The 19,118-nt window shown below is 72.7% G+C and carries 19 protein-coding genes and 3 tRNA genes; 13 read left to right on the top strand and 9 right to left on the bottom strand.

Annotation, left to right across the window (positions count from 1 at the left end; all coding sequences use genetic code 11):
• The 4 genes from ACIOFR_RS27255 to crcB (ACIOFR_RS27240) all read right to left on the bottom strand — a co-directional run.
• The coding region (locus ACIOFR_RS27255; RefSeq protein WP_401001705.1) for a DEAD/DEAH box helicase at positions 1–1,746 on the bottom strand (1,746 nt) is incomplete at its 3' end.
• An 837-nt stretch (positions 1,747–2,583) separates the two neighbouring features.
• Complete coding sequence (gene crcB, locus ACIOFR_RS27250) at positions 2,584–2,958, bottom strand: fluoride efflux transporter CrcB (protein WP_401001703.1); 375 nt, start codon at positions 2,956–2,958, stop codon at positions 2,584–2,586.
• A complete protein-coding gene (locus ACIOFR_RS27245; RefSeq protein WP_401001701.1) occupies positions 2,955–3,302 on the bottom strand; it encodes a DUF190 domain-containing protein in 348 nt (115 codons plus the stop codon). The genes crcB (ACIOFR_RS27250) and ACIOFR_RS27245 overlap by 4 nt, the downstream gene beginning before the upstream one ends.
• A complete protein-coding gene (gene crcB, locus ACIOFR_RS27240) occupies positions 3,299–3,760 on the bottom strand; it encodes a fluoride efflux transporter CrcB (protein WP_401001700.1) in 462 nt (153 codons plus the stop codon). Before crcB (ACIOFR_RS27240) ends, ACIOFR_RS27245 begins: the two co-directional genes overlap by 4 nt.
• A 71-nt stretch (positions 3,761–3,831) precedes the next feature.
• Here crcB (ACIOFR_RS27240) and ACIOFR_RS27235 point away from each other — a divergent pair, with 71 nt between their 5' ends.
• The 5 genes from ACIOFR_RS27235 (at position 3,832) to ACIOFR_RS27215 (ending at position 5,718) form a co-directional block, all read left to right on the top strand.
• The gene (locus tag ACIOFR_RS27235; RefSeq protein WP_401001840.1) at positions 3,832–4,173 is read left to right on the top strand and encodes a metallopeptidase family protein; all 342 of its coding nucleotides are present in this window, start codon (positions 3,832–3,834) and stop codon (positions 4,171–4,173) included.
• 121 nt (positions 4,174–4,294) lie between these two features.
• Positions 4,295–4,367, top strand: a tRNA-Glu gene (locus tag ACIOFR_RS27230).
• A 59-nt stretch (positions 4,368–4,426) separates the two neighbouring features.
• Positions 4,427–4,500: transfer RNA gene (locus ACIOFR_RS27225), tRNA-Asp, on the top strand.
• A gap of 27 nt (positions 4,501–4,527) precedes the next feature.
• Positions 4,528–4,601, top strand: a tRNA-Phe gene (locus tag ACIOFR_RS27220).
• Positions 4,602–4,767: 166 nt separating this feature from the next.
• Positions 4,768–5,718 (top strand): GNAT family N-acetyltransferase, encoded by a 951-nt coding sequence (locus tag ACIOFR_RS27215; protein WP_401001698.1) that lies wholly within the window; start codon positions 4,768–4,770, stop codon positions 5,716–5,718.
• Positions 5,719–5,871: 153 nt separating this feature from the next.
• Here ACIOFR_RS27215 and ACIOFR_RS27210 read toward each other — a convergent pair whose 3' ends face one another.
• A complete protein-coding gene (locus ACIOFR_RS27210; protein WP_401001696.1) occupies positions 5,872–7,137 on the bottom strand; it encodes an ALF repeat-containing protein in 1,266 nt (421 codons plus the stop codon).
• 447 nt (positions 7,138–7,584) lie between these two features.
• Here ACIOFR_RS27210 and ACIOFR_RS27205 point away from each other — a divergent pair, with 447 nt between their 5' ends.
• Both ACIOFR_RS27205 and ACIOFR_RS27200 read left to right on the top strand, forming a co-directional pair.
• The gene (locus ACIOFR_RS27205; RefSeq protein ID WP_401001694.1) at positions 7,585–7,926 is read left to right on the top strand and encodes a hypothetical protein; all 342 of its coding nucleotides are present in this window, start codon (positions 7,585–7,587) and stop codon (positions 7,924–7,926) included.
• A 153-nt stretch (positions 7,927–8,079) separates the two neighbouring features.
• Positions 8,080–8,751, top strand: coding sequence for a hypothetical protein (locus tag ACIOFR_RS27200; RefSeq protein ID WP_401001693.1), 672 nt, complete (start codon positions 8,080–8,082; stop codon positions 8,749–8,751).
• A gap of 43 nt (positions 8,752–8,794) precedes the next feature.
• Here ACIOFR_RS27200 and ACIOFR_RS27195 read toward each other — a convergent pair whose 3' ends face one another.
• The 4 genes from ACIOFR_RS27195 to ACIOFR_RS27180 all read right to left on the bottom strand — a co-directional run bounded on the left by ACIOFR_RS27195 (position 8,795) and on the right by ACIOFR_RS27180 (position 12,306).
• Positions 8,795–9,865, bottom strand: coding sequence for a hypothetical protein (locus ACIOFR_RS27195; protein ID WP_401001691.1), 1,071 nt, complete (start codon positions 9,863–9,865; stop codon positions 8,795–8,797).
• Between the two features lie 110 nt (positions 9,866–9,975).
• A complete protein-coding gene (locus ACIOFR_RS27190) occupies positions 9,976–10,332 on the bottom strand; it encodes a WXG100 family type VII secretion target (RefSeq protein WP_401001690.1) in 357 nt (118 codons plus the stop codon).
• A 140-nt stretch (positions 10,333–10,472) separates the two neighbouring features.
• Positions 10,473–11,825: an FAD-binding oxidoreductase gene (locus ACIOFR_RS27185; RefSeq protein ID WP_401001689.1), complete on the bottom strand. Its 1,353-nt coding sequence runs from the start codon at positions 11,823–11,825 to the stop codon at positions 10,473–10,475.
• A 100-nt stretch (positions 11,826–11,925) separates the two neighbouring features.
• A complete protein-coding gene (locus tag ACIOFR_RS27180) occupies positions 11,926–12,306 on the bottom strand; it encodes a VOC family protein (RefSeq protein WP_401001688.1) in 381 nt (126 codons plus the stop codon).
• 121 nt (positions 12,307–12,427) lie between these two features.
• Between ACIOFR_RS27180 and ACIOFR_RS27175 the strand changes: the two genes are divergently transcribed.
• The 6 genes from ACIOFR_RS27175 to ACIOFR_RS27150 all read left to right on the top strand — a co-directional run bounded on the left by ACIOFR_RS27175 (position 12,428) and on the right by ACIOFR_RS27150 (position 19,012).
• Positions 12,428–13,108 (top strand): TetR/AcrR family transcriptional regulator, encoded by a 681-nt coding sequence (locus ACIOFR_RS27175; RefSeq protein ID WP_401001687.1) that lies wholly within the window; start codon positions 12,428–12,430, stop codon positions 13,106–13,108.
• Positions 13,109–13,121: 13 nt separating this feature from the next.
• Positions 13,122–13,559, top strand: coding sequence for a GNAT family N-acetyltransferase (locus tag ACIOFR_RS27170; protein ID WP_401001686.1), 438 nt, complete (start codon positions 13,122–13,124; stop codon positions 13,557–13,559).
• Between the two features lie 121 nt (positions 13,560–13,680).
• Positions 13,681–14,226, top strand: coding sequence for an SRPBCC family protein (locus tag ACIOFR_RS27165; protein WP_401001685.1), 546 nt, complete (start codon positions 13,681–13,683; stop codon positions 14,224–14,226).
• A gap of 33 nt (positions 14,227–14,259) precedes the next feature.
• Positions 14,260–15,834, top strand: a complete 1,575-nt coding sequence (locus ACIOFR_RS27160; protein WP_401001683.1) for an AMP-binding protein — start codon at positions 14,260–14,262, stop codon at positions 15,832–15,834.
• A 17-nt stretch (positions 15,835–15,851) separates the two neighbouring features.
• Positions 15,852–17,045: an FAD-dependent oxidoreductase gene (locus ACIOFR_RS27155; RefSeq protein WP_401001681.1), complete on the top strand. Its 1,194-nt coding sequence runs from the start codon at positions 15,852–15,854 to the stop codon at positions 17,043–17,045.
• Positions 17,042–19,012 carry an FAD/NAD(P)-binding protein gene (locus ACIOFR_RS27150; RefSeq protein ID WP_401001679.1) on the top strand — a complete coding sequence of 657 codons (1,971 nt, stop codon included), beginning with the start codon at positions 17,042–17,044 and terminating at the stop codon, positions 19,010–19,012. The genes ACIOFR_RS27155 and ACIOFR_RS27150 overlap by 4 nt, the downstream gene beginning before the upstream one ends.
• The last annotated feature ends 106 nt before the right edge of the window (positions 19,013–19,118 follow it).

Genomic DNA, 19,118 nt, shown 5'->3' with positions numbered 1-19,118 from the left:
CGAACGGGCCGGACGGTCGTCACGGTCGCGGCCGAAGGAACGGCCGCCGCGGTCGTCACGGTCACGGTCGCGGCCACCGCGCTCGTCGCGGTCACGGCCGAAGGACGACCGCTCGTTGCGCGGCTCGCGGTAGGCGGGGACGCGCTCCTCCTCGACCGCCGGAGCGGTCTCGGCAGCGGCGGCCGGCTCGGTGGAGTCGGTACCGGCCTCGGCGGCCGGCTCCTCGTCCTCGATGCCGAGCGCGGCGCGCTCGCGGGCGGCGCGGGCGGCCAGGCGGTCGGCCTCCTCACGCAGCTCGGCGGCACGGCGCTGCGCGCGCTCCAGCTGGCGGGTCATCTCGGCGACCTCGCGCTCCGCAGCACCGGCGATGCCGGAGGCGGACTCGGCCTGCACCTCGACCAGCGAGCGGGCGCCGGTGATCCGGGCCACCTCGGGGTCGAAGGCGTGGTCCAGGATGTGGCGCGAGGCGTCCACGCCCGCGTCCTCCATCAGGCGGAACACGCCGCGGCGCTGGTGCGGCAGCACCAGGGTGACGACGGTGCCGGAGCGGCCGGCCCGCGCGGTGCGGCCGGAGCGGTGCAGGTAGTCCTTGTGGTCACCGGCCGGGTCCACGTTCAGGACCAGGTCGATGCCGTCGACGTGGATGCCGCGGGCGGCGACGTCGGTGGCGACGACCACGTTGACGTAACCGTCCTTGAAGTCGCCCAGCACCCGGGTACGGGCGCCCTGGGTCATGCCGCCGTGCAGTGCGTCGGCCTTCACACCGGCTTCCACCAGCTGCTCGGCGACCCGGTCGGCGCCCATCTGGGTGCGGACGAAGATGATCGTGCGGCCCTTGCGGGCGGCGATCGCGTTGGTGATCGGCGCCTTGTCCTTGGGCTTCACCACGAGGATGTGGTGGGTCATGGTGGTGACCGCGCCGGCCGACGGGTCGACCTCGTGGGTGACCGGCTTGTTCAGGTAGCGCTTGACCAGGGTGTCGATCTCGTTCTCCAGAGTGGCGGAGAACAGCAGGCGCTGGCCGCCGGCCGGCACCTGGTCGAGGATCTCGGTGACCTCGGGCAGGAAGCCCATGTCGGCCATCTGGTCGGCCTCGTCGAGCACCGCGACCTGGACGTCGGCGAGCTTCGCGGAGCCGCGGTTGATCAGGTCGCGCAGACGACCGGGGGTGGCGACCAGGACGTCCACGCCGCGCTCCAGCGCGTACATCTGGTTGGACATCGAGGTGCCGCCGCAGACGACCTTGAGCTTGAGGCCGAGCACCGAGCCGAACGGCTCCAGCGCGTCGGCGACCTGCATGGCCAGCTCGCGGGTCGGGACCATGATCAGGCCGCGCGGGTGCTTGGGCCGGGTGCGCTCGCCACCGGCGAGGCGGGTGAGCAGCGGCAGGCCGAAGCTCAGGGTCTTGCCGGAGCCGGTGCGGCCGCGGCCGAGCACGTCCTTGCCGGCCAGGGCGTCCGGGATGGTCGCGGCCTGGATCGGGAACGGGGTGACGACCTCGCGCTTGGCGAGGGCGCGCACGATCTCGTCGGGCAGGCCCAGGTCGCCGAAGGTGATGGTGGGCTCGGCGGCCGCGGCGGTCTCGTCCGCGGCGTCGTCCTCGACGGTGTCGAGGACCTCGGCGGCCAGGTCGACCGCGGTGGCGGTCTCGACCTCGGCGGCCTCGGTGGTGTCGGTGAGGGCGGTGTCGGTGGCGTCCGACCCGTTCGCGGGCATGGCGAAGCGGGTGTCGTCAACGAGAGACAATGCAAAACCTTCCGGAAGTGGCACGCGCCAAAGTCCGGGGTTCTGTAAAGACCGCCTCTATGCGGTCAGCCACGGATCGCCGGAACGCGCCAAGGGCGCCGGGTGAAGAAGAGGCGCCAATCAAATGAATCAAACGAACGATCTACCACCATAGAGGAGCCTCGGGATCAAAGGCAAACCTGCTGGCCAGGGCGCTAATGCCCGGAGGCGGTCGCACTCGGAGCCGAGGATCCTGAGTTACTGGTGGATGGTTCTGGGTCCAGTGTGGCAGACGGAGCGGCAGAACTCGCCGGTGAACTGGGTGACGGATGCGACACTCCGGACGGGCTCGCGACCGGACTCGGCCGACCCGAGGGGCTCCCGGTCGGCCCGGCGGACTCGCTGGGCACCCCCGGCACCACCACGGGCGCCACCACCGGCGCGGACTCGCCCGGCAGCGGCGCACTGCCGACCGTCCCGGGCACCGGGGTCGTCCCCGGCGAAACCCCCTCCACCGACACCACGGCCGCGTGCTCGCCGTGCTGGCCGGCCCCGGCGTTTCGGGCCGCCCCGGTCGCCGCGCCCGGCTTGCCGGACGCCCCGGCCTGGCCGGACGGGCGCACGGTGCCCTGCTGGTCCGCGGAGTTCGACCCGACCGACATGCAGCCGCTCAAACCGAACCCGGCGAGTGCGGCGGCCACCACGCCCACCGCCGCCCGCCGGAGCCCCGTACGATCCGCCACCACCGCGCCACCTCCCGCGCCCGCCCACCCGGGCCGGCCTTCGCTCTCGGTGCCCAACGCGCGTACGGCCCGGCGGACACGGGCAACCGCCCGGTCGGCCCTGCCACCGGCCCGATCACCCCCACAGGGCGCGGGCCACCGCCGTCCCGGTGTACACGGCGCCCAGGCCGGCCAGCACGCTCGCGACCACGTTGGCCGCGGCGTAGAACCGGGCGCCGGTCTCGGCCAGCCGCAGGCTCTCGTACGAGAAGGTCGAGTACGTGGTGAGCGCCCCGCACAGGCCGGTGCCCAGCAGCAGCTGGACCCGGGAGGAGGTGGCCCCGGCGGCCACCGCACCGGTCAGCAGTCCGAGCACCGCACAGCCGACCGCGTTCACCACGAAGGTGCCCCAGGGGAAGGCCGAGTCGTGCCGGGCCTGCACCGCACGGTCCGTCAGGTACCGCAGCGGCGCTCCGACCGCCGCGCCCGCGACCACCAGCAGCCAGTTCACCCGCCGTCCTCCCCGCGCCCGCCCAGGCCGTACCGGACGACCTCGACCTCGTCCAGCACCACCAGGCCGCTGCCGATCACGGCGTCCAGCTCCGGCAGGAAGGCCCGGACCCGCTCGGCCTCGTCCACGATCACCACCGCCACCGGCAGGCCCTCGCTCAGCGACAGCAGCCGAGCGGTGTGCACGGTCGAGCCGGCCCCGAAGCCCTCGACCCCGTGGAACACGCTCGCGCCGGCCAGGCCCGCGGCGTGCGCCCGGTGCACGATCTCCGAGGAGAGCGGCCGGTGGTGCCAGGTGTCGTTCTCGCCGATCAGCACGGTCGCCCTCAGCTCGCGCACGGTCATCCGGACCTCCTCCGCAGGACGAGCCTGGTGGCCGTCGCCGCCGCCCAGACCGCGCCGAGCGCCGCGAGCAGGGTGCCGAGAAGGTAGGCGAGGGCACGGCCGGGCTCGCCGTGATCGATCAGTTGCTGGACGTCCACGGCGTACGTCGAGAAGGTGGTGAAACCGCCCAGGACGCCCGTCCCGAGGAACGGGCGGATCAGCGGATGCGCGGCCCTGACCTCGGCGATCACCACCAGCAGGACCCCGATCGCGGCGCATCCCACCGCGTTGACCAGCAGTGTCGTCCACGGGAAGGCCCCCGGCGCGGTCGGCCACAGCAGGCCCGCCGCGTACCGGGCCGTCGCCCCGATCGCACCCCCCAGGGCCACCACCGCCACCGCGGGGCCCTGCCCGCGCAGCAGCGCGGGGCGCACCGGCACCACGGCTCCCGGCCCCCGGCCGGTACGACTCGAACGCACGGTTTCAGTCAACCACTGTCGCCGATCACCTGGCACCTCGTCACGGCACACCCGACAATGGGGCGGTGGAGATGACCCGGGACGAGTTCGAGACGCTGGTCGCCGACGCCCTCGACCAGATCCCCCCGCAGCTCGCGGCCATGATGGACAACGTCGCGGTCTTCGTCGAGGACGAACCCGACCCGGCCGACCCCGACCTGCTCGGCCTCTACGAGGGCACCCCGCTGACCGAGCGCGGCGAGTGGTACGCCGGGGTGCTGCCCGATCGGATCATCATCTACATGGGTCCGACCCTCCGGCTGTGCGAGAGCCAGGAGGAGGCCGTCGACGAGGTGCGCACCACCGTCATCCACGAGGTCGCCCACCACTTCGGCTTCGACGACCACGAGCTGCACGAACTCGGCTGGTCCTGACCCGGCACCCGCCCCACGCGCCCCCGGACCCGCCGAACCGAAACCGTTTTGGCGTTCCCGCCCGGCATCCCATATGCTTCTCACGTCCCCGACCGCTGGAAACCAGCCGGGCGGGCCGCAAGCCCTCATCGTCTAGTGGCCCAGGACGTCGCCCTTTCAAGGCGGTAGCACGGGTTCGAATCCCGTTGGGGGCACGGTAGTACCGTAGTAAAGTCAGTGCCGCGAGGTGCTGAAGCGGATGAGATCCGCACGAGGTCCTGTGGAGCAGTTGGTTAGCTCGCCACCCTGTCAAGGTGGAGGTCGCGGGTTCAAGTCCCGTCAGGATCGCTCGTCTCGCAAGAGGCGGTGCAGTACGGCCAGGTAGCTCAGTTGGTACGAGCGTCCGCCTGAAAAGCGGAAGGTCGCCGGTTCGACCCCGGCCCTGGCCACAGCTGCTGAACAGCACGAAGGCCCCACCGAGATCTCTCGGTGGGGCCTTTTGCGTGCCGTGCGGGCCGGCCGGTACGCCGACGGCTCGGGGTGCGCCGCGGCGTACCGGCCGGGCGACCGAAAATTCGTTCGCGGCGTCCTGGGGGCGGTGGAAGGCTGACGGGCATGACCACGACTGGGACGCTCCCCGCCGGCCTGGCGGTTCGCCCGGCGACCCTCGGCGACGCCGAGGCCGTCTGTGCACTGCTGAACGAGATCGACCTGCTGGAGATCGGCCGCGCGGACACCGAGCTGAACGACATCGAAGCCGATCTCAGGCACCCCGAGGGAGACCTGGCGACCGACTCCTGGCTGCTCTTCGACGGCGCCCGACTGGTCGGCTACGGCCTGCTCTGGGACGACTCCGGCGCCGAGCGGATCGACATGTGCCAGTACGTCCTGCCGGACCAGCAGGCCGGGGCGCAGCACCTGTTCGACCTGATGGAGGCCCGAGCCGCCGAGCAGGCCGCGGGCAACGGCGCAGACCGCGCCGTGGTCCACATGCACCTCAACATCGAGCCCACCGTCGACACCGACGCGCTGCGCGCCCGGGGCTGGCGCCCGGTCCGCCGGTACAACGTGATGGCCCGCGGGATCGAGGCCTCCGAGCACCCGCTGCCCGCCGCGCCCGCCGGGGTGACGCTGCGGGACTGCACCGACGAGGCGGACCGCCGGATCGCGCACCGGCTGCTCCAGGAGAGCTTCGCCGAGCACTTCGACTTCCAGCCGCGCAGCTACGAGCAGTGGCTGAACGACGTCGACGGTGAGCGGGCCGACTGGTCACTGGTCTGGATCGCCACCCTGGACGGGGTGGACGTGGCCGCCATCCGCACCCGCAACGACCGTACGACGATGGGGTGGACGGCCAACCTCGGCGTGCTCGCCACCGCGCGGGGGCGCGGTGTCGGCAGCTACCTGCTCCGGTACTTCTTCGCCCGTTACGCCGCCCTCGGCCGGGCCAGGGTCGGCCTGGGCGTCGACACGGACAACAGCTCGGGCGCCCTGTCGCTCTACGAGCGGCACGGCATGACGCTGGACTTCGCGGTCGACACCTGGGAGCTCGTCCGCCCGGTCTGACCTCCCGGCCCGGCCCTGGTCGCGGGAGGTCGACGCTTCGGGGCCGGCCGCCGGGGCCGACCGGCCGGAAGGCCCCACCGAGACTTCTCGGTGGGGCCTTCCGCATGCCCGCGTACGTGGTGGGCCATCCCGGCGGGGGCGGTCAGGTGGTGGTCAGGCCTGGGGGCGGCGACGGGCGGCGAGGAGGGTGCCGGCGCCGAGGGCGACGGCCGTGGCGCCGAGGGCGGCCAGCTCGGTGAGCGGGGCGGTGGTGCCGGTGGAGGCCAGGGAGCCGGCGACGGACGGGGTGTCCGTGGTGGTGACGGCGCCGACCGTGGTGCCCGTGGTGCCCGTGGTGAGGGAGGCGGGCGTGACCGCGGTGGTGCCGGAGGTGCCCCGGGAGGTCTCGGCGGCGGCCTTGTCCTTGGCCAGGGCGGTGAACTGGCCCTCCTTCAGGAAGGCGCGGACGTCCTCGATGGTGCCGCTGAGCGCGGCGTTGCCGGCCTGCCGGACCTCGGGGCCGCCGTTCTCGACGATCTGGGAGACCCGGATCCGGTCGTCGCTCGCCCGCAGCGGCTCCAGCTCCTTCTTCAGGAAGTGCTCGACGTCCGCGGCGGTGCCGTCGAGCGCCTTCGTGGCCGCCTCCCGGACGTGCCGGCCGGTGGCCGGGTCGTCGAGGATCCGCTGCACCTCGGCGCGGTTCTCGTCCTCGGCGCGGGCCGTGTACTGGCCGGTCTTCAGGAAGGCGCGGACGTCCTCGACGGTGCCGGACATCGCGGTGTTGGCGGCCTTCTGCACCGCGGGGCCACCGCGGGACATGATCTGGCTGAGCAGGACCCGGTCGTCGTGCTCCGCGGCCGACCTCCGCCCCGTCCTCAGGAACTTCTCGACGTCCGCGGCGGTGCCGTCGAGCGCCTCCTGCGCGGCTTCGCGCACCCCCGGGCCGCTGCTCGGGTCGTCGAGGATCCGCTGCACCTCGGCGCGGTTCTCGTCCTCGGTCCGGGCCGTGTACTGGCCGGTCTTCAGGAAGGCACGGAAGTCCTCGACGGTGCCGTCGAGCGCGGCGCTGCCGGCCTTCCTGAGGACCGGGCCGCCGGCGTGCATGAGCCGCAGGATCGCGATCCGCGCGTCGTCCAGGCGGATCCCGTCCACCTCGGCCGCGAGGAAGTGCGCCCGGTCCGCCGGGGTGCCGGCGAGGGCCTTCGCCGCGTGCTCGCGCAGGTAGTCGCTCGGGGCCGTGAGCAGATAGTCGTTCGGGTAGACGAGCAGCTTCTGGATCGCCGCCCGGTTCTCCTCGTCGGCCTTGGTCTCGGCCGGGTCGGTCTGCTCCTGCCCCGCCGGGGCGGCGTCCGCGGCGAAGGCGGGGGTGACTCCCATGACGACGGGTGCGGCGGCCGTGGCCACCAGGACGGCAGCGGCGAGCGTACGACGAATCTTCAACGTTCCCCCGGGATGTGAATACGAATGAGCCCTGCCGCGACTGGGCGACGGCCGGCCGAGTGATCGTATAGCGGTGTCGAACCCCCTGGCGAAACACATTTGCGACACCACTGCTCCTCCTGACCGCGCCGGCCCGGCCGGTCCCCTGGGAGGTGGGGCCGGACGGGTCGGCGCGGAGACTTCACCCCCGCCCTCTCCCGCCGGCCGCGGGCCCTCCGCGCCTCCGGGGCGCGGGTGACGCGCCGTCGACCACGAGCACGGCAGCCGTGCGACGGCCGGACGTTCTCGGGCGTACGGGCATGGGCGACCTCGCGTCGGTGACTGGCGGTGGGGACGGCACGGGGATGACATCGGAGGTGACAATTAATCACATTATGTGACATTCACTGATGTTTTATTCCTCCTCTCATCCGATCGGCCCTCCGCCGGGCGCCGTAGGGTGGCGCCATGACAACAGGGGGCACGGACCCGTCCCAGGGGCAGCAGAGGGCCGCCGTCGCGCTGGCCGCGGTACTGACGGTCGGCGCGGCCGGCCTGCTGGTGTGGCTCAGCGGGCGGTTCGGCTGGCACTGGGGCTACGGCTGGCTGGTCGCCCACGGCGTGGTCAAGGCCGCGGTGGCGATCCCGGTCGCGGCGGTGGCGCTCGGCACCTGGTGGCGGCAGCGCCGCGCGCGGGGCGGACCCGCGAAGACCGTCCCGCAGCACGGCGCGGACGAGGCCACGGACCAGGCCGCGGACAGGACCACCGAGGGGGCCACCGGCGGTGCCGCGGCGGGCGTCCCGCACTGACGCTGCGTCAGAGCGTCACGAATCGGCCAACCCTGGCCGGAAGCAGTCGGGACGGGCGTATGTTCTCGGCTCCCGGAGGGCGTCCGGCCGAGCCGCACCGCGTGCTCTGCCGACTCCGGGCCCTGTCGGACACCACCGGAAGGCAGACCCCCGATGTCGCAGCCGAGCCGTGTCGTACTGACCAAGTCCGCGCCCGCCGTCTCGCTCACCAAGCGCGGGGTGACCTCCGGACCGATCCGGGTGAACCTGAACTGGACCTCGCCGCGGGCCGCCGCCCAGGCCCGGGTCAAGGCGGCGAAGGGGCTGTTCGCGACCGTCCGGGCCGGTCTGCTGGCCGGGTCCGCCAAGGACATCGACCTCGACCTCGGGTGCATGATCACGTTCGCGGACGGGCGCCGGACGGTGGTGCAGGCCCTCGGCAACGCCTTCGGGGCACTCGACCACCACCCGTACGTGCAGCTGGACGCGGACGACCGGACGGGCGCCCGGTCGGCCGGCGAGAACCTGACGATCAACCTGGACCACCAGGACGAGTTCGCCAAGCTGCTGCTGTTCGTCTACATCTACGAGGGGGCGGGCGACTTCCGCGGGCTGGACGCGGTGGTGACCCTCTCCTCCGACCGGGGGGACCGGTTCGAGGTGCGGCTGGACGACTGCCCGCCGCGGGCGCACGCCTGCGCCATCGCGCTGCTGCGCCGGCAGAAGGGCGAGCTGGTCGTCCACCGCGAGGTCCGCTGGTTCACGCCCGCGGACGGGGCGGGCGTCCAGGACGTGATCTCCCGCGCCTACCGGCTCGGGATGACGTGGACGCCCGCCCGCAAGTAGCGCCGGGCGCCCGTCACCCGGGCGCCCGTCACCCGGACGCCCGTCACTGCATCCCGTTGCGGCGGAACGGCAGGTACGGGGAGCCGCTGCGGGCCTCCGAGCCGGCGCTGCCCGGGAAGTACGGGTACGGGATGACCTGGGAGACGGTGCCCTGGGAGCCGTTGTCCTCCAGCCCGATGTACCGGGTGTGCGCCGCGTCCGCCCAGCCGCCGAACAGCACGGTGTGGCCGCCGGCGATCAGCGCGTCCCCGGGCTGGAGGTCGTCCTTGCCGATCCGGTGCGCGACGTTCTCCTTCATCAGGCCCCAGGTGTTCAGGCCCGGCCCGGGCAGGCCCCAGGCGGCGGAGACGAAGCCGGAGCAGTCGTCGCGGTAGCCGTTGGTGAACGCGGACTGGCTGTAGCCGATCCGGTGGTTGATGCGCTCCAGGGCGCGGTCGACGGCGTCCTTGCGCTCCTTGGACAGGCCCTCGGTCTTGGGTTCGGCCTTCACCCCGGCGCCGGTGGTGGTGTGGTGCTTGCCGGGGGACCAGGCGTCCCAGTTGCCGGTGGTCTTCCAGTCGCCGGTACCGGTGCCCTGCGGGTAGTCCTCCCGGGCCCCGCCGCTGCCACCACTGCCGCCGCTGCCGCCGCCCCCGGGGGACTTGGGCTGCTGCTGGTGGCCGCCGCCCCCGCCCTTGGAGCCGCCGGCGCCGTCGATGCCGGTCTGCGGGCCGCCGCCGCCCGGCGACTTGGGCTGACTGTGGTCGCCCTTGAGCTTCTTCTTGAGCTCTTCCTCGATCTTGTGCTCGATGTCCTGGTACTCGCCCATGACGGACTTGATCTTCTGGACGTCCTCGGCCAGCTCCTTGGTGAGCTTCTCCTTGGTCGCCTGGAGGTGCTCGGCCCGGGCCTTGATGTCCCCGACGTCCTTCATCAGCTGGCCGGTCACCATGGCGAAGCCGGGGAGGCCGGCGAACTGGCTGGCCGCCAGGTCGGTGGCGGCGGCCTTGGCGATGGTCGCCTTGATGTGCCCGAGCTTGCCGTTCAGCTCGGTCATCCGCTGCTGGAGCTTCTCCCAGTCCTGCTGGATCTTGGCGAGCTCGTGGATCTGGACCATGAACTGCTCGGTGCCCATACGGCAGTACCCCCTGTACCGGTCGACCGCGCCGGCCGGAGGCCGTGCGCGCTGTGATGGAAGAAGTCGGCGCTCGGCGCACCGGGATCAGTGCGCTCGGCGCACCGGGATCAGTAGATGTCGGCCAACCGCTCGATCGACTTGCCCAGGCCGTCCAGCTCGTCGGCCACCGCCGACAGCTCCTTGACCCGGCCCTGCGCGTGCTGGACGAAGGCGTCGGCCGCCGCACCGTGCCAGGTGAGCTTGCCGAGGGCGGAGTTGACCTCCTGCCCCAGCTGGTCGACCTCCTTGCCGAGCGCCTCCAGCTCGGCGGCGATCTTCTTCAGCTCGGCGTCGGCGTCGCCGAACATCTTGCCCAGCGCCCAGTGCGCGATCTCGGCCGGCGCCATCACGATGTCCTTGCCGACTTCCAGGGCCGCGCCGCCGAGGTCCTTGACGTCGTCCCACAGCTCGCCCGCGAAACTCACAGCCGTTCCCCCGTGGAAAAAGTAGTACTGCCGGATGATCCGTCAGATGCTAGCCAAGCATCGGGGAACGACACAGACCGCCCCCGTCCGCAGCTGGGACGGGGGCGGCCGAGGGCTCACGGACGGGGCCGGACGCGGGATCAGCGCAGGTCGGCCGGGGGAATGTTGTAGTTGACCCGGAACAGGTTGCCGGGGTCGCGCTCGGCCTTCAGCGCGGCCAGCCGCCGGTAGTCCGCCGGGTCGTAGCAGGCCCGGACCCGGTCGGCGCCGGTGTCGTCGATGCCGAGGAAGTTCACGAACGAGCCGCCGGTGCCCCAGGGCGCGAGCTCGTCGTGCAGCAGCCCGTGCACCCGCCGGACCTCCGCCAGCGTCCCGGGCTCCACCAGGTAGGTGGAGAACAGCATGTACCCGGCGTCCCGGCCGCCGGCCGCGTTCGGCACCCGGGGCGTACGGGCGTACGCCCCGCCGTGGTGCCGGATCTCCAGAATGACCGGTGCTCCGGCGTCCGGGCCCGCCAGGGCGAGCAGGGTGTCCACGGCGGCGGCGTCCAGCTCCCGCAGCGCGGTGTTGCGGTCGTAGGCGGCCACCGGCATCGGCGGCTCGTGGTGGATCGAGCCGCACTCCGCGTACGGCAGCTCGCGCAGGCTGTCCAGCAGCGCCGGCCCGAGCGCCCGCAGCGGGGCGACCAGCCGCTCGGCCTCGGCCGGCTCGCCGCACCAGGCGATCCGCACGTGCGCCACGAAGCGGCCCCGCAGCGGTTCGGGCAGCACCGGCAGGTCGGGGTAGCGGATCAGCTGGATCGAGGAGGACATCTCCTCCGGGACGGTCGCCGTCCACGCCGCCCAGCCGTGCAGCACCTCGGCCGCCGACTCCCCGGGGAAGTAGAGCCCGCCGCCGAACAGCCGCTCCACCGGTACCAGGTCGATCTCCATCGAGACCACCACACCGAAGTTGTCCTTGCCGCCGCGCAGCGCCCAGAACAGCTCCGGTTCGCTCTGCGCGGTGACCTCCAGCAGCCGGCCGTCGGCGGTGACCAGCTCGAACCGGCGGACGTGGTCGGCCGCGTAGCCGTACCGGCGGCCGAGCAGGCCGATGCCGCCGCCCAGGGTGTAGCCGACCGCGCCGACGTCCGGGTTGGAGCCGCTGAGCGGGGCCAGTCCGTACGGGGCGGCCGCGGCGATCACCTGGTGCCAGCGGGCACCGGCCCCGACCTGCGCGGTGCGGGCCACCGGGTCGACCCGGACGCCGTCCATCCGGGCGGTGCTGATCACCAGCTGGCCGTCGGTCGGCACCGACACGCCGTGACCGGTGGCCTGGACGGCGACGCCCAGCCCGGCCCCGGCCGCGTACCGGACGGCGGCGCTCACGTCCGCCGCGTCGAGTGCGCCCACCACCAGGGCCGGGCGGTGGTCCAGCGCGAGGTTGTAGCCCCGCCGCTCGGCGTCGTAACCCTCGTCACCCGGCCGGAACACCGGCCCCGATATCCCGATCATGTCCTCGACGCTAGCCGCCGGGCGGCCCCGCCGCGCGCCGCCGCGGGACGGTCTGTCAGGTCCGTGGGCGGCGGGGGACGGCGGGGACCTAGGGTCGGGCTCAGCCGATCTCGTACGGCCGGGTGAGCACCTCCAGGCTGTGGCCGCTCGGGTCCCGGAAGTAGACGCCGCGGCCGCCGTGCCAGTGGTTGATCCGGCCGGGCTCCTGGTAGAAGGGGTCCGCGAAGATCGGCAGTCCGCGCTCCCGGACCCTGGCGAAGATCTCGTCGAACTCCTCCTCGGAGACCAGGAAGGCGTAGTGCTGCGCGGTGAACTCGCCGTCCTGGTGCAGCACGTCGAGGGAGACCTCGTTGCTCATCTGCACGACCAGGAAGGGCCCGTAGGACTTCGGCTCGGGGAGTCCGAAGACGCCGGTCAGGAGCTCCGCCGTCGCGCGGGGGTCGTGCGCCAGCACGATGGTGTGGTTCAGCTGGATGGCCATGATGCCTCTTCCCTTTCGGTTGAACCGATCGTCCGAGCTTCCTGACCGACGGTAGAACTTCTACTCGGCTTTAAGTCAAGTGTGAAGTAAACTACACGATGCAGTGCAACCCATCGGGATCGTGGAGAGGGACAGGATGGCCGCCGCCGACAACAAGCCGCTGGAGGCACCCGTGCGCCGGGGGCTCCCGGAGAAGCGCCAGGCCATCGTCCGGGCGGCCCGGACGGTCTTCGGCCGGGAGGGCTTCACCCGGACCAGCGTGGACGTGATCGCCGCCGAGGCCGGCGTCTCCAAGCGGACCATCTACAACCACTTCACCGACAAGGAACAGCTGTTCCAGGAGGTGATCCTGGCCGGCGCCGGCGAGGTGACGACCGCCCAGGTCGAGATCGCCGACCGGCACCTGCGCAAGATCGTCGCCCTGGAGCAGGACCTGGTCGACTTCGCGCTCGACCGGGTGGCCTCGCTCACCGCCTTCGCCGACCACTGGGCGCTGGTGCGCACCATCGAGGCCGAGGCGACCCGGATCCGGCCCGCCGTCCTGGAGGCCTGGCAGGAGGCCGGACCGCGCGAGACGCACCGCGAACTCACCCGCCGCTTCGCCTCGTTCGCCGAGCGCGGGCTGCTCGACGTGGACGACCCGCACCAGGCCGCCGACCACTTCAACCTGCTGACCTTCATCAGCGTGACCCAGCCGTCGTTCTACGGCGCGATCCCGCTGCCGCAGGCCCGGGTCGCCGAGATCGTCACCCACGGCGTACGGACCTTCCTGCGCCTCTACCGACCCGCCGCGGCCGGGTGATCGGAGTCTCGCCATGACACTGACGACGGTGGACGTCGGGCCCGGCGACAGCGCCCTGGCGACCGACGTGGCACCGCTGATCAGGGCGTTGCGGCCGGGTCTGGACGCGGCGGCCTTCGACGCCTTCGCCCACGAGGCGTCCCGGCAGGGCCTGGTGTTCACCGCGGCCTACGACGGGGCCGGCCGGTGCCTGGCGGTGGCCGGCCACCGGGTGCTGGCCACCAGCCGCGGCCGGCTGCTGTTCGTCGACGACCTCGTGACCGCCCCCGGGGCCCGGTCCACCGGTGTGGGCGGGTGGCTGCTGGCCGCCCTGCGGGAGCGCGCGGTGGCCGCCGGGTGCGTGCGGATCGAGCTGGACTCCGGCGTCGCCAACCACGGCGCGCACCGCTTCTACCACGCTCAGCGGATGGCGGTCAGCGCGTTCCACTTCGCGCTGGAGCTGCCCGCCTGAGGCCGCCCTCGGCCGCTTCCCGCGAGGCCCCCGCGGGACTCTGTCAGTTCTGTTGTTCGACTTGACGGACCGTCCGAACGGCCTTTGACCCCCCTCCGCGGCGCTCGCCAGTATTTCGGCCATGGGCGAAAACACCAGCGGTAATGCACCGCTTTTCCAGGTCCGCGCGGAGATTTCGGTGTCCGCGGAGCCGGCCGACGTCTATTCCGTGATCAGCGACCTCGCGCGCAGCGGCGAGTGGAGCCCCGAATGCCTCGGCGGCGAATGGGTGGTCGGCGCCCCCGCCGAGGTCGGCTCGGTGTTCCGCGGCGAGAACCTCCGCTCCGAGGAGGTCGTCTCCTGGGCCCCGGTGGTCCGCGGCAAGTGGCACACCCACGCCGAGGTGGTGGCCGCCGAGCCCGGCCGCACCTTCCGCTGGGCGATGCACGACAGCGCCGGCGGCAAGCAGGACAGCGTCTGGGCCTTCGACATCGAGGCCGCCGGTCCGGCCGGCAGCCTGCTGGTGCACCACTTCCGGATGGGCACCGCCACCGAGGGAATCCGCGGTATCACCGCCGAGATGGACCGCGACGAGAAGCAGCGATTCTTCGCCGACTGGGCCGGGAAGCTGGAGCAGGACCTCGCGGAGACCCTCGGCCGGATCAAGCTCGTCATCGAAAAGAACTGATCGATCCATTCCTGTGGATGAGAGGGCGGAAAGGTGTTTCTGCAGCGCGTAGGAAACCAGGGAATTCGACTGGGGACGCTTTTCGAGCGAGCGGCCTCCAAGCACGGGTCGAACGTCCTGATCCTGGACCACGACCTCGACATCGCGCCCGGGCTGGGCCGTCGGGCGACGGTGGCCGAGGTCGCCGACCTGATCGACGACTTCGCCTCCCGGCTGTGGGCCGCCAAGGTCCGTCCCGGGCAGCGGGTGGTGGTCTACAAGTCCGACGGCTTCGACATCACCCTGCTCGCCTGTGCCGCGGTCCGCATCGGCGCCGTCCCGGTCCTGCTCTCGCCGAAGCTCGACGGCGAGACGGTCGCCGAGCTGGTGCGCCGGACCGACGAGCCGTTCCTGCTCACCGACCAGGCCAAGCTGGAGAACGAACTCCCGTCCTCGGTCTTCGAGTTCGCCGACAAGGTGCTGCTGACCTCCGGCAGCCACCGGGGAGCCACCGAGCTCGCCGCGCTGGCCGGCTCCCCCCGGGTCGCCCCGGTGACCATGCCCGCCGACCACCCGACGCTGATCACGCACACCTCCGGCACCACCGGCACCCCGAAGCTCGCGGTGCACACCGGCCGTACCCTGCAAGCCCGTTACCGCCCGCAGGCGACCGTGATGAAGCCGCTGATCCCGGGCCGCGAGACCATCGCGATGCACGTCTCGTTCGTCCACTCCCGGCTGATCACCGCACTGGCGATCTCGCTGTTCCGCGGCTTCCCGATCGTGGTGCTCCGCGAGTCCGACCCGAAGCACGTCGCCGACCTGTTCGCCCAGCTGCGCCCCGGGATCCTGGAGGCGCACCCCAACTCCTTCATGGAGTGGGAGGAGCTGGCCGACGACCCGCGCCGCCCGCTGGCCAACGTCCGGCTGTTCAGCAGCACCTTCGACGCCATCCACCCGCGCACCGTGCAGCGGATGCTGGCCGCCTCCGCGCGCCGGGCGCCGGTCTTCGGCCAGCTCTACGGGCAGAGCGAGATCGGCCCGGCCGTGGTCCGCTCGTTCTCCCGGCGCCGCGGGCAGGACGCCGACGGCCGCTGCGTGGGCGTGCCGTTCCCCGGCTTCACCGAGGTCCGGGTGGTCAGCCGGGACGGCAAGGAGCCGTCCGAGACCAACCCCGGGTACATCGAGGTGCGCAGCGACGGACGGATCGTCACCTACCTGGGCGAGCAGGCCCGCTACGACGCCCAGGTCAACGACGGCTGGTGGCGGATGGGCGACGTCGGCTACCGCACCCGGTGGGGCTGCGTGCACCTGCTGGACCGCGAGGTCGACCTGATCGAGGGCTTCGGCTCGACGCTGGCCGCCGAGGACACCCTGTTCGCCCGGCTGGACCAGCTCGCCGAGGTCGTGATCATCCCGGGCGAGGACGGCCGGGCCGTCCCGGTGGTGTGCACCAAGGACGACGTACCGCTCGACCTGGCGGCCTGGAAGGCCGCCGCCGCGGCGCTGCCGCCGATGGCGGACCCGGTGCAGTGGCGCATCGGCGACCTGCCGCAGACCGCGACCACCAAGATCAAGCGCCTCGAACTGGCCCGGCTGCTCGCCTCCGGCAGCAGCGTGGCCGGCTGACGGGCCGGGGAGAGACGATGTCCAAGGTAGTCATAGTCGGTGGGGGGATCGGCGGCCTCGCCGCGGCCCTCGCCGTCGCCCGCCGGGGGCACCGGGTCACGGTGCTGGAGCGTGCCCCGGAGTTCGCCGAGATCGGCGCCGGCATCCAGATCGCCCCCAACGGGATCCACGCCCTGGAGCGGCTCGGCCTCGGCGACGCCGTCCGCGGGTCGGCCGTGCACATGGCCGAGCTGCGCTTCATGGACGGGGTCACCGGTGAGCACGTGGTGAGCCTGCCGCTCACCGAGGAGTACCAGCGGCGCTTCGGCAACCCGTACGTGGTCGTCCACCGGGCCGAGCTGCACAGCCTGCTGCTGAACGCCTGCCTGGCCACCGACGGCATCGAGCTGCGCAGCAGCGCCACCGCCGTCGGCTACGAGCAGGACGGCCGGAGCGCCACCCTGCTGCTCGCCGACGGGCAGCGGGTCACCGGCGACGCGCTGATCGGCGCCGACGGCATCAACTCGGCGATCCGGCGGCAGCTGGTCGGCGACGGCGGTCCGCGGATCTCCGGGATCACCGTGTACCGGGCGATCATCCCGATGGAGCAGGTGCCGGAGGAGCTCGGCGGCCGCACGTCGGTGACCTGGTGGACGGGCCCCGGGTGCCACTTCGTCCACTACCCGATCGCCGGCGGCAAGTACCTCAACCTGGCGGCCAGCAGCGACACCGGCGCCACCGAGGAACTGGCCGGCGTCCCGGTGGAGAAGGACTTCGTGCGGCAGCGGTTCGCGCCGCTCGGCGAGGCCGCGCACCGGCTGCTGGAACTCGGCGAGGGCTGGAAGTCCTGGGTCCTGGTGGACCGCGACCCGGTGGCGGACTGGTGCGACGACCGGGTCACCCTGCTCGGCGACGCCGCCCACCCGATGCTGCACTACGCGGCGCAGGGCGCCTGCCAGGCCCTGGAGGACGCCGTGCTGCTGGGCGACCTGCTGGACTGCTCGGCGGACGAACTCCCGCAGCGCTTCGAGAAGTACAACGCCGAACGGCGCGAGCGGACCGCCAGGGTCCAGCTCACCGCCCGGGAGAGCATCGGGCTGTGGCACCCGGCCGGCGAGGCCGCCCGGACCCGCAACGCCGCGCTGCGCGCGCTGTCCCCCACCCAGCTGCACGACCAGGTCGCCTGGATGCACGGCGTCCGGAGCTTCGGCCAGAACGGAGAGCAGAAGTGACCGCCAACCAGACCGAGGTCTGCATCATCGGAGCGGGGCCCCGCGGCCTCTCCGTCCTGGAGCGGATCTGCGCCAACGAGCGCCGCACGCCCTCGCACCGCTCGGTGACGGTGCACGTGGTGGACCCGTCCGCGCCCGGTGCCGGACAGGTCTGGCGCACCGACCAGTCCCGCCACCTGCTGATGAACACGGTGGCCTCGCAGATCACCGTCTACACCGACGACAGCGTCACCGTGGACGGCCCGATCGAGCCCGGGCCCACCCTGTTCGAGTGGGCGAAGTCGCTGACCGCGGCGGACGGCCACGACGCCGGCACCCTCGCCGAGGCACGCGAGCTGGGCCCCAACACGTACCCGACCCGGGCGTTCTACGGCGCGTACCTGCACGACAGCTTCCGGCGGGTGGTCCGCGGCGCGCCCGCCCACGTCACCGTCCGGGTGCACACCTCGCGGGCGGTCGCGATGGCCGACACCCACGGCGTCCCCGGCGGCCCGCAGGGCGTCCGGCTGGAGGACGGCACCCGGCTGAACCGGCTGGCCGCCATCGTGATGGCCCAGGGCCACGTCCCGGCCCGGCTGACCCCGCGCGAGGCCAAGACCGCCAGCCTGGCCCGGATCCACCACCTCACGTACGTCACCCCGGCCAACCCGGCGGACATCGACGCCGCCGTCGTCGCACCCGGCCAGAACGTGCTGCTGCGCGGCCTCGGCCTCAACTTCTTCGACCACATGGCGCTGTTCACCCTCGGCCGCGGCGGCACGTTCGTCGAGGACGGCGAGCGGCTGGTCTACCGTCCGTCCGGCCAGGAACCCACGCTGTACGCCAGCTCGCGGCGCGGCATCCCGTACCACGCCCGCGGCGAGAACGAGAAGGGCGCGTACGGGCGGTACTTCCCCCGGCTGCTCACCGCCGAGCTGATCACGGACCTGCGGCGGCGCTCCGAGGACGGCCAGCGGGTGCACTTCGGCACCGACCTGTGGCCGCTGATCGCCCGCGAGGTGGAGAGCGTCTACTACGGCACCCTGCTGGACTCGCTGGGCCGCGGCGCCGAACGGGAGGCGTTCACCGTCCGCTACCTGGCCGCCGAACGCGGCGAGGAACGGGCCGAGGTGCTGGACGGCTTCGACGTGCCCACCGCCGACCGCTGGGACTGGGAGCAGCTCTCCCGTCCCTACCAGGACCGGGAGTTCGCCGACCGCGCGGACTTCCACGGGTGGCTGCTGGACTACCTCGCGCAGGACGTCCGCAACGCCAGGGCCGGGAACGTCAGCGGCCCGCTCAAGGCCGCCCTCGACGTGCTGCGCGACCTGCGCAACGAGATCCGGCTCGCGGTCGACCACGGCGGGCTGGAGGGCAACTCGCACCGCGACGACCTGGAGGGCTGGTACACCCCGCTCAACGCCTTCCTGTCGATCGGCCCGCCGGCCTCCCGGATCGAGCAGATGATCGCGCTGATCGAGGCCGGGGTGCTGGTGCTCACCGGGCCGGCCACCGAGATCCGGATCGACACCGAGCAGCCCGCCTTCGTGGCGCACTCCCCGGTCGTCCCGGGCGAGCCGGTCCGGGCCACCGTCCTGATCGAGGCCCGGCTGCCCGAGCCCGACCTGCGCCGCACCGACGACCCGCTGCTGCGCCACCTGCTGGACACCGAGCAGTGCACCACCTACCGCATCTCCGGTTCCTGCGGGTCGAGTTACGAGACCGGCGGGCTGGCCGTCACCGAGCGGCCGTACCGGCTGCTGGACGCCCGCGGCCGCGCGCACCCGCGCCGGTTCGCCTACGGCATCCCGACCGAGTCGGTGCACTGGGTGACGGCGGCCGGCATCCGTCCGGGCGTGGACTCGGTGACCCTCGGCGACTCGGACGCCATCGCGCGGGCCGTCCTCGCCCTGCCCGAGACCGCCGGCGTGCCGGACGGCGTCCACCCCGCACCGGCCGAGACCGACCTGCTGGGCATCCTGGTATGACCCCGGTGGACACCGACGCCGGCCTGCTCTCCCCCGTGCGGGCCGGCACCCCGGTCGAGGCGGCCGTCGGCGACCGCGCCTGGCTCCAGGCCATGCTCGACGCCGA

It is taken from the genome of Kitasatospora sp. NPDC088346 (genome assembly GCF_044740765.1).
Taxonomy (GTDB): domain Bacteria; phylum Actinomycetota; class Actinomycetes; order Streptomycetales; family Streptomycetaceae; genus Kitasatospora.
The sequence above is the reverse complement of the archived record's forward strand: the minus strand, read 5'-3'. Positions and strand labels throughout refer to the sequence as shown.

Bases quoted from the DNA above. Each gene is read 5' to 3' on its own strand.
- ACIOFR_RS27195 (WP_401001691.1), bottom strand. From the start codon at position 9,865: ATGGGCACCGAGCAGTTCATGGTCCAGATCCACGAGCTCGCCAAGATC.
- ACIOFR_RS27180 (WP_401001688.1), bottom strand. From the start codon at position 12,306: ATGGCCATCCAGCTGAACCACACCATCGTGCTGGCGCACGACCCCCGC.
- ACIOFR_RS27235 (WP_401001840.1), top strand. From the start codon at position 3,832: ATGACCCGGGACGAGTTCGAGACGCTGGTCGCCGACGCCCTCGACCAG.
- ACIOFR_RS27185 (WP_401001689.1), bottom strand. From the start codon at position 11,825: ATGATCGGGATATCGGGGCCGGTGTTCCGGCCGGGTGACGAGGGTTAC.
- ACIOFR_RS27205 (WP_401001694.1), top strand. From the start codon at position 7,585: ATGACAACAGGGGGCACGGACCCGTCCCAGGGGCAGCAGAGGGCCGCC.
- ACIOFR_RS27200 (WP_401001693.1), top strand. From the start codon at position 8,080: ATGTCGCAGCCGAGCCGTGTCGTACTGACCAAGTCCGCGCCCGCCGTC.
- ACIOFR_RS27165 (WP_401001685.1), top strand. From the start codon at position 13,681: ATGGGCGAAAACACCAGCGGTAATGCACCGCTTTTCCAGGTCCGCGCG.
- ACIOFR_RS27155 (WP_401001681.1), top strand. From the start codon at position 15,852: ATGTCCAAGGTAGTCATAGTCGGTGGGGGGATCGGCGGCCTCGCCGCG.
- ACIOFR_RS27215 (WP_401001698.1), top strand. From the start codon at position 4,768: ATGACCACGACTGGGACGCTCCCCGCCGGCCTGGCGGTTCGCCCGGCG.
- ACIOFR_RS27170 (WP_401001686.1), top strand. From the start codon at position 13,122: ATGACACTGACGACGGTGGACGTCGGGCCCGGCGACAGCGCCCTGGCG.
- ACIOFR_RS27245 (WP_401001701.1), bottom strand. From the start codon at position 3,302: ATGACCGTGCGCGAGCTGAGGGCGACCGTGCTGATCGGCGAGAACGAC.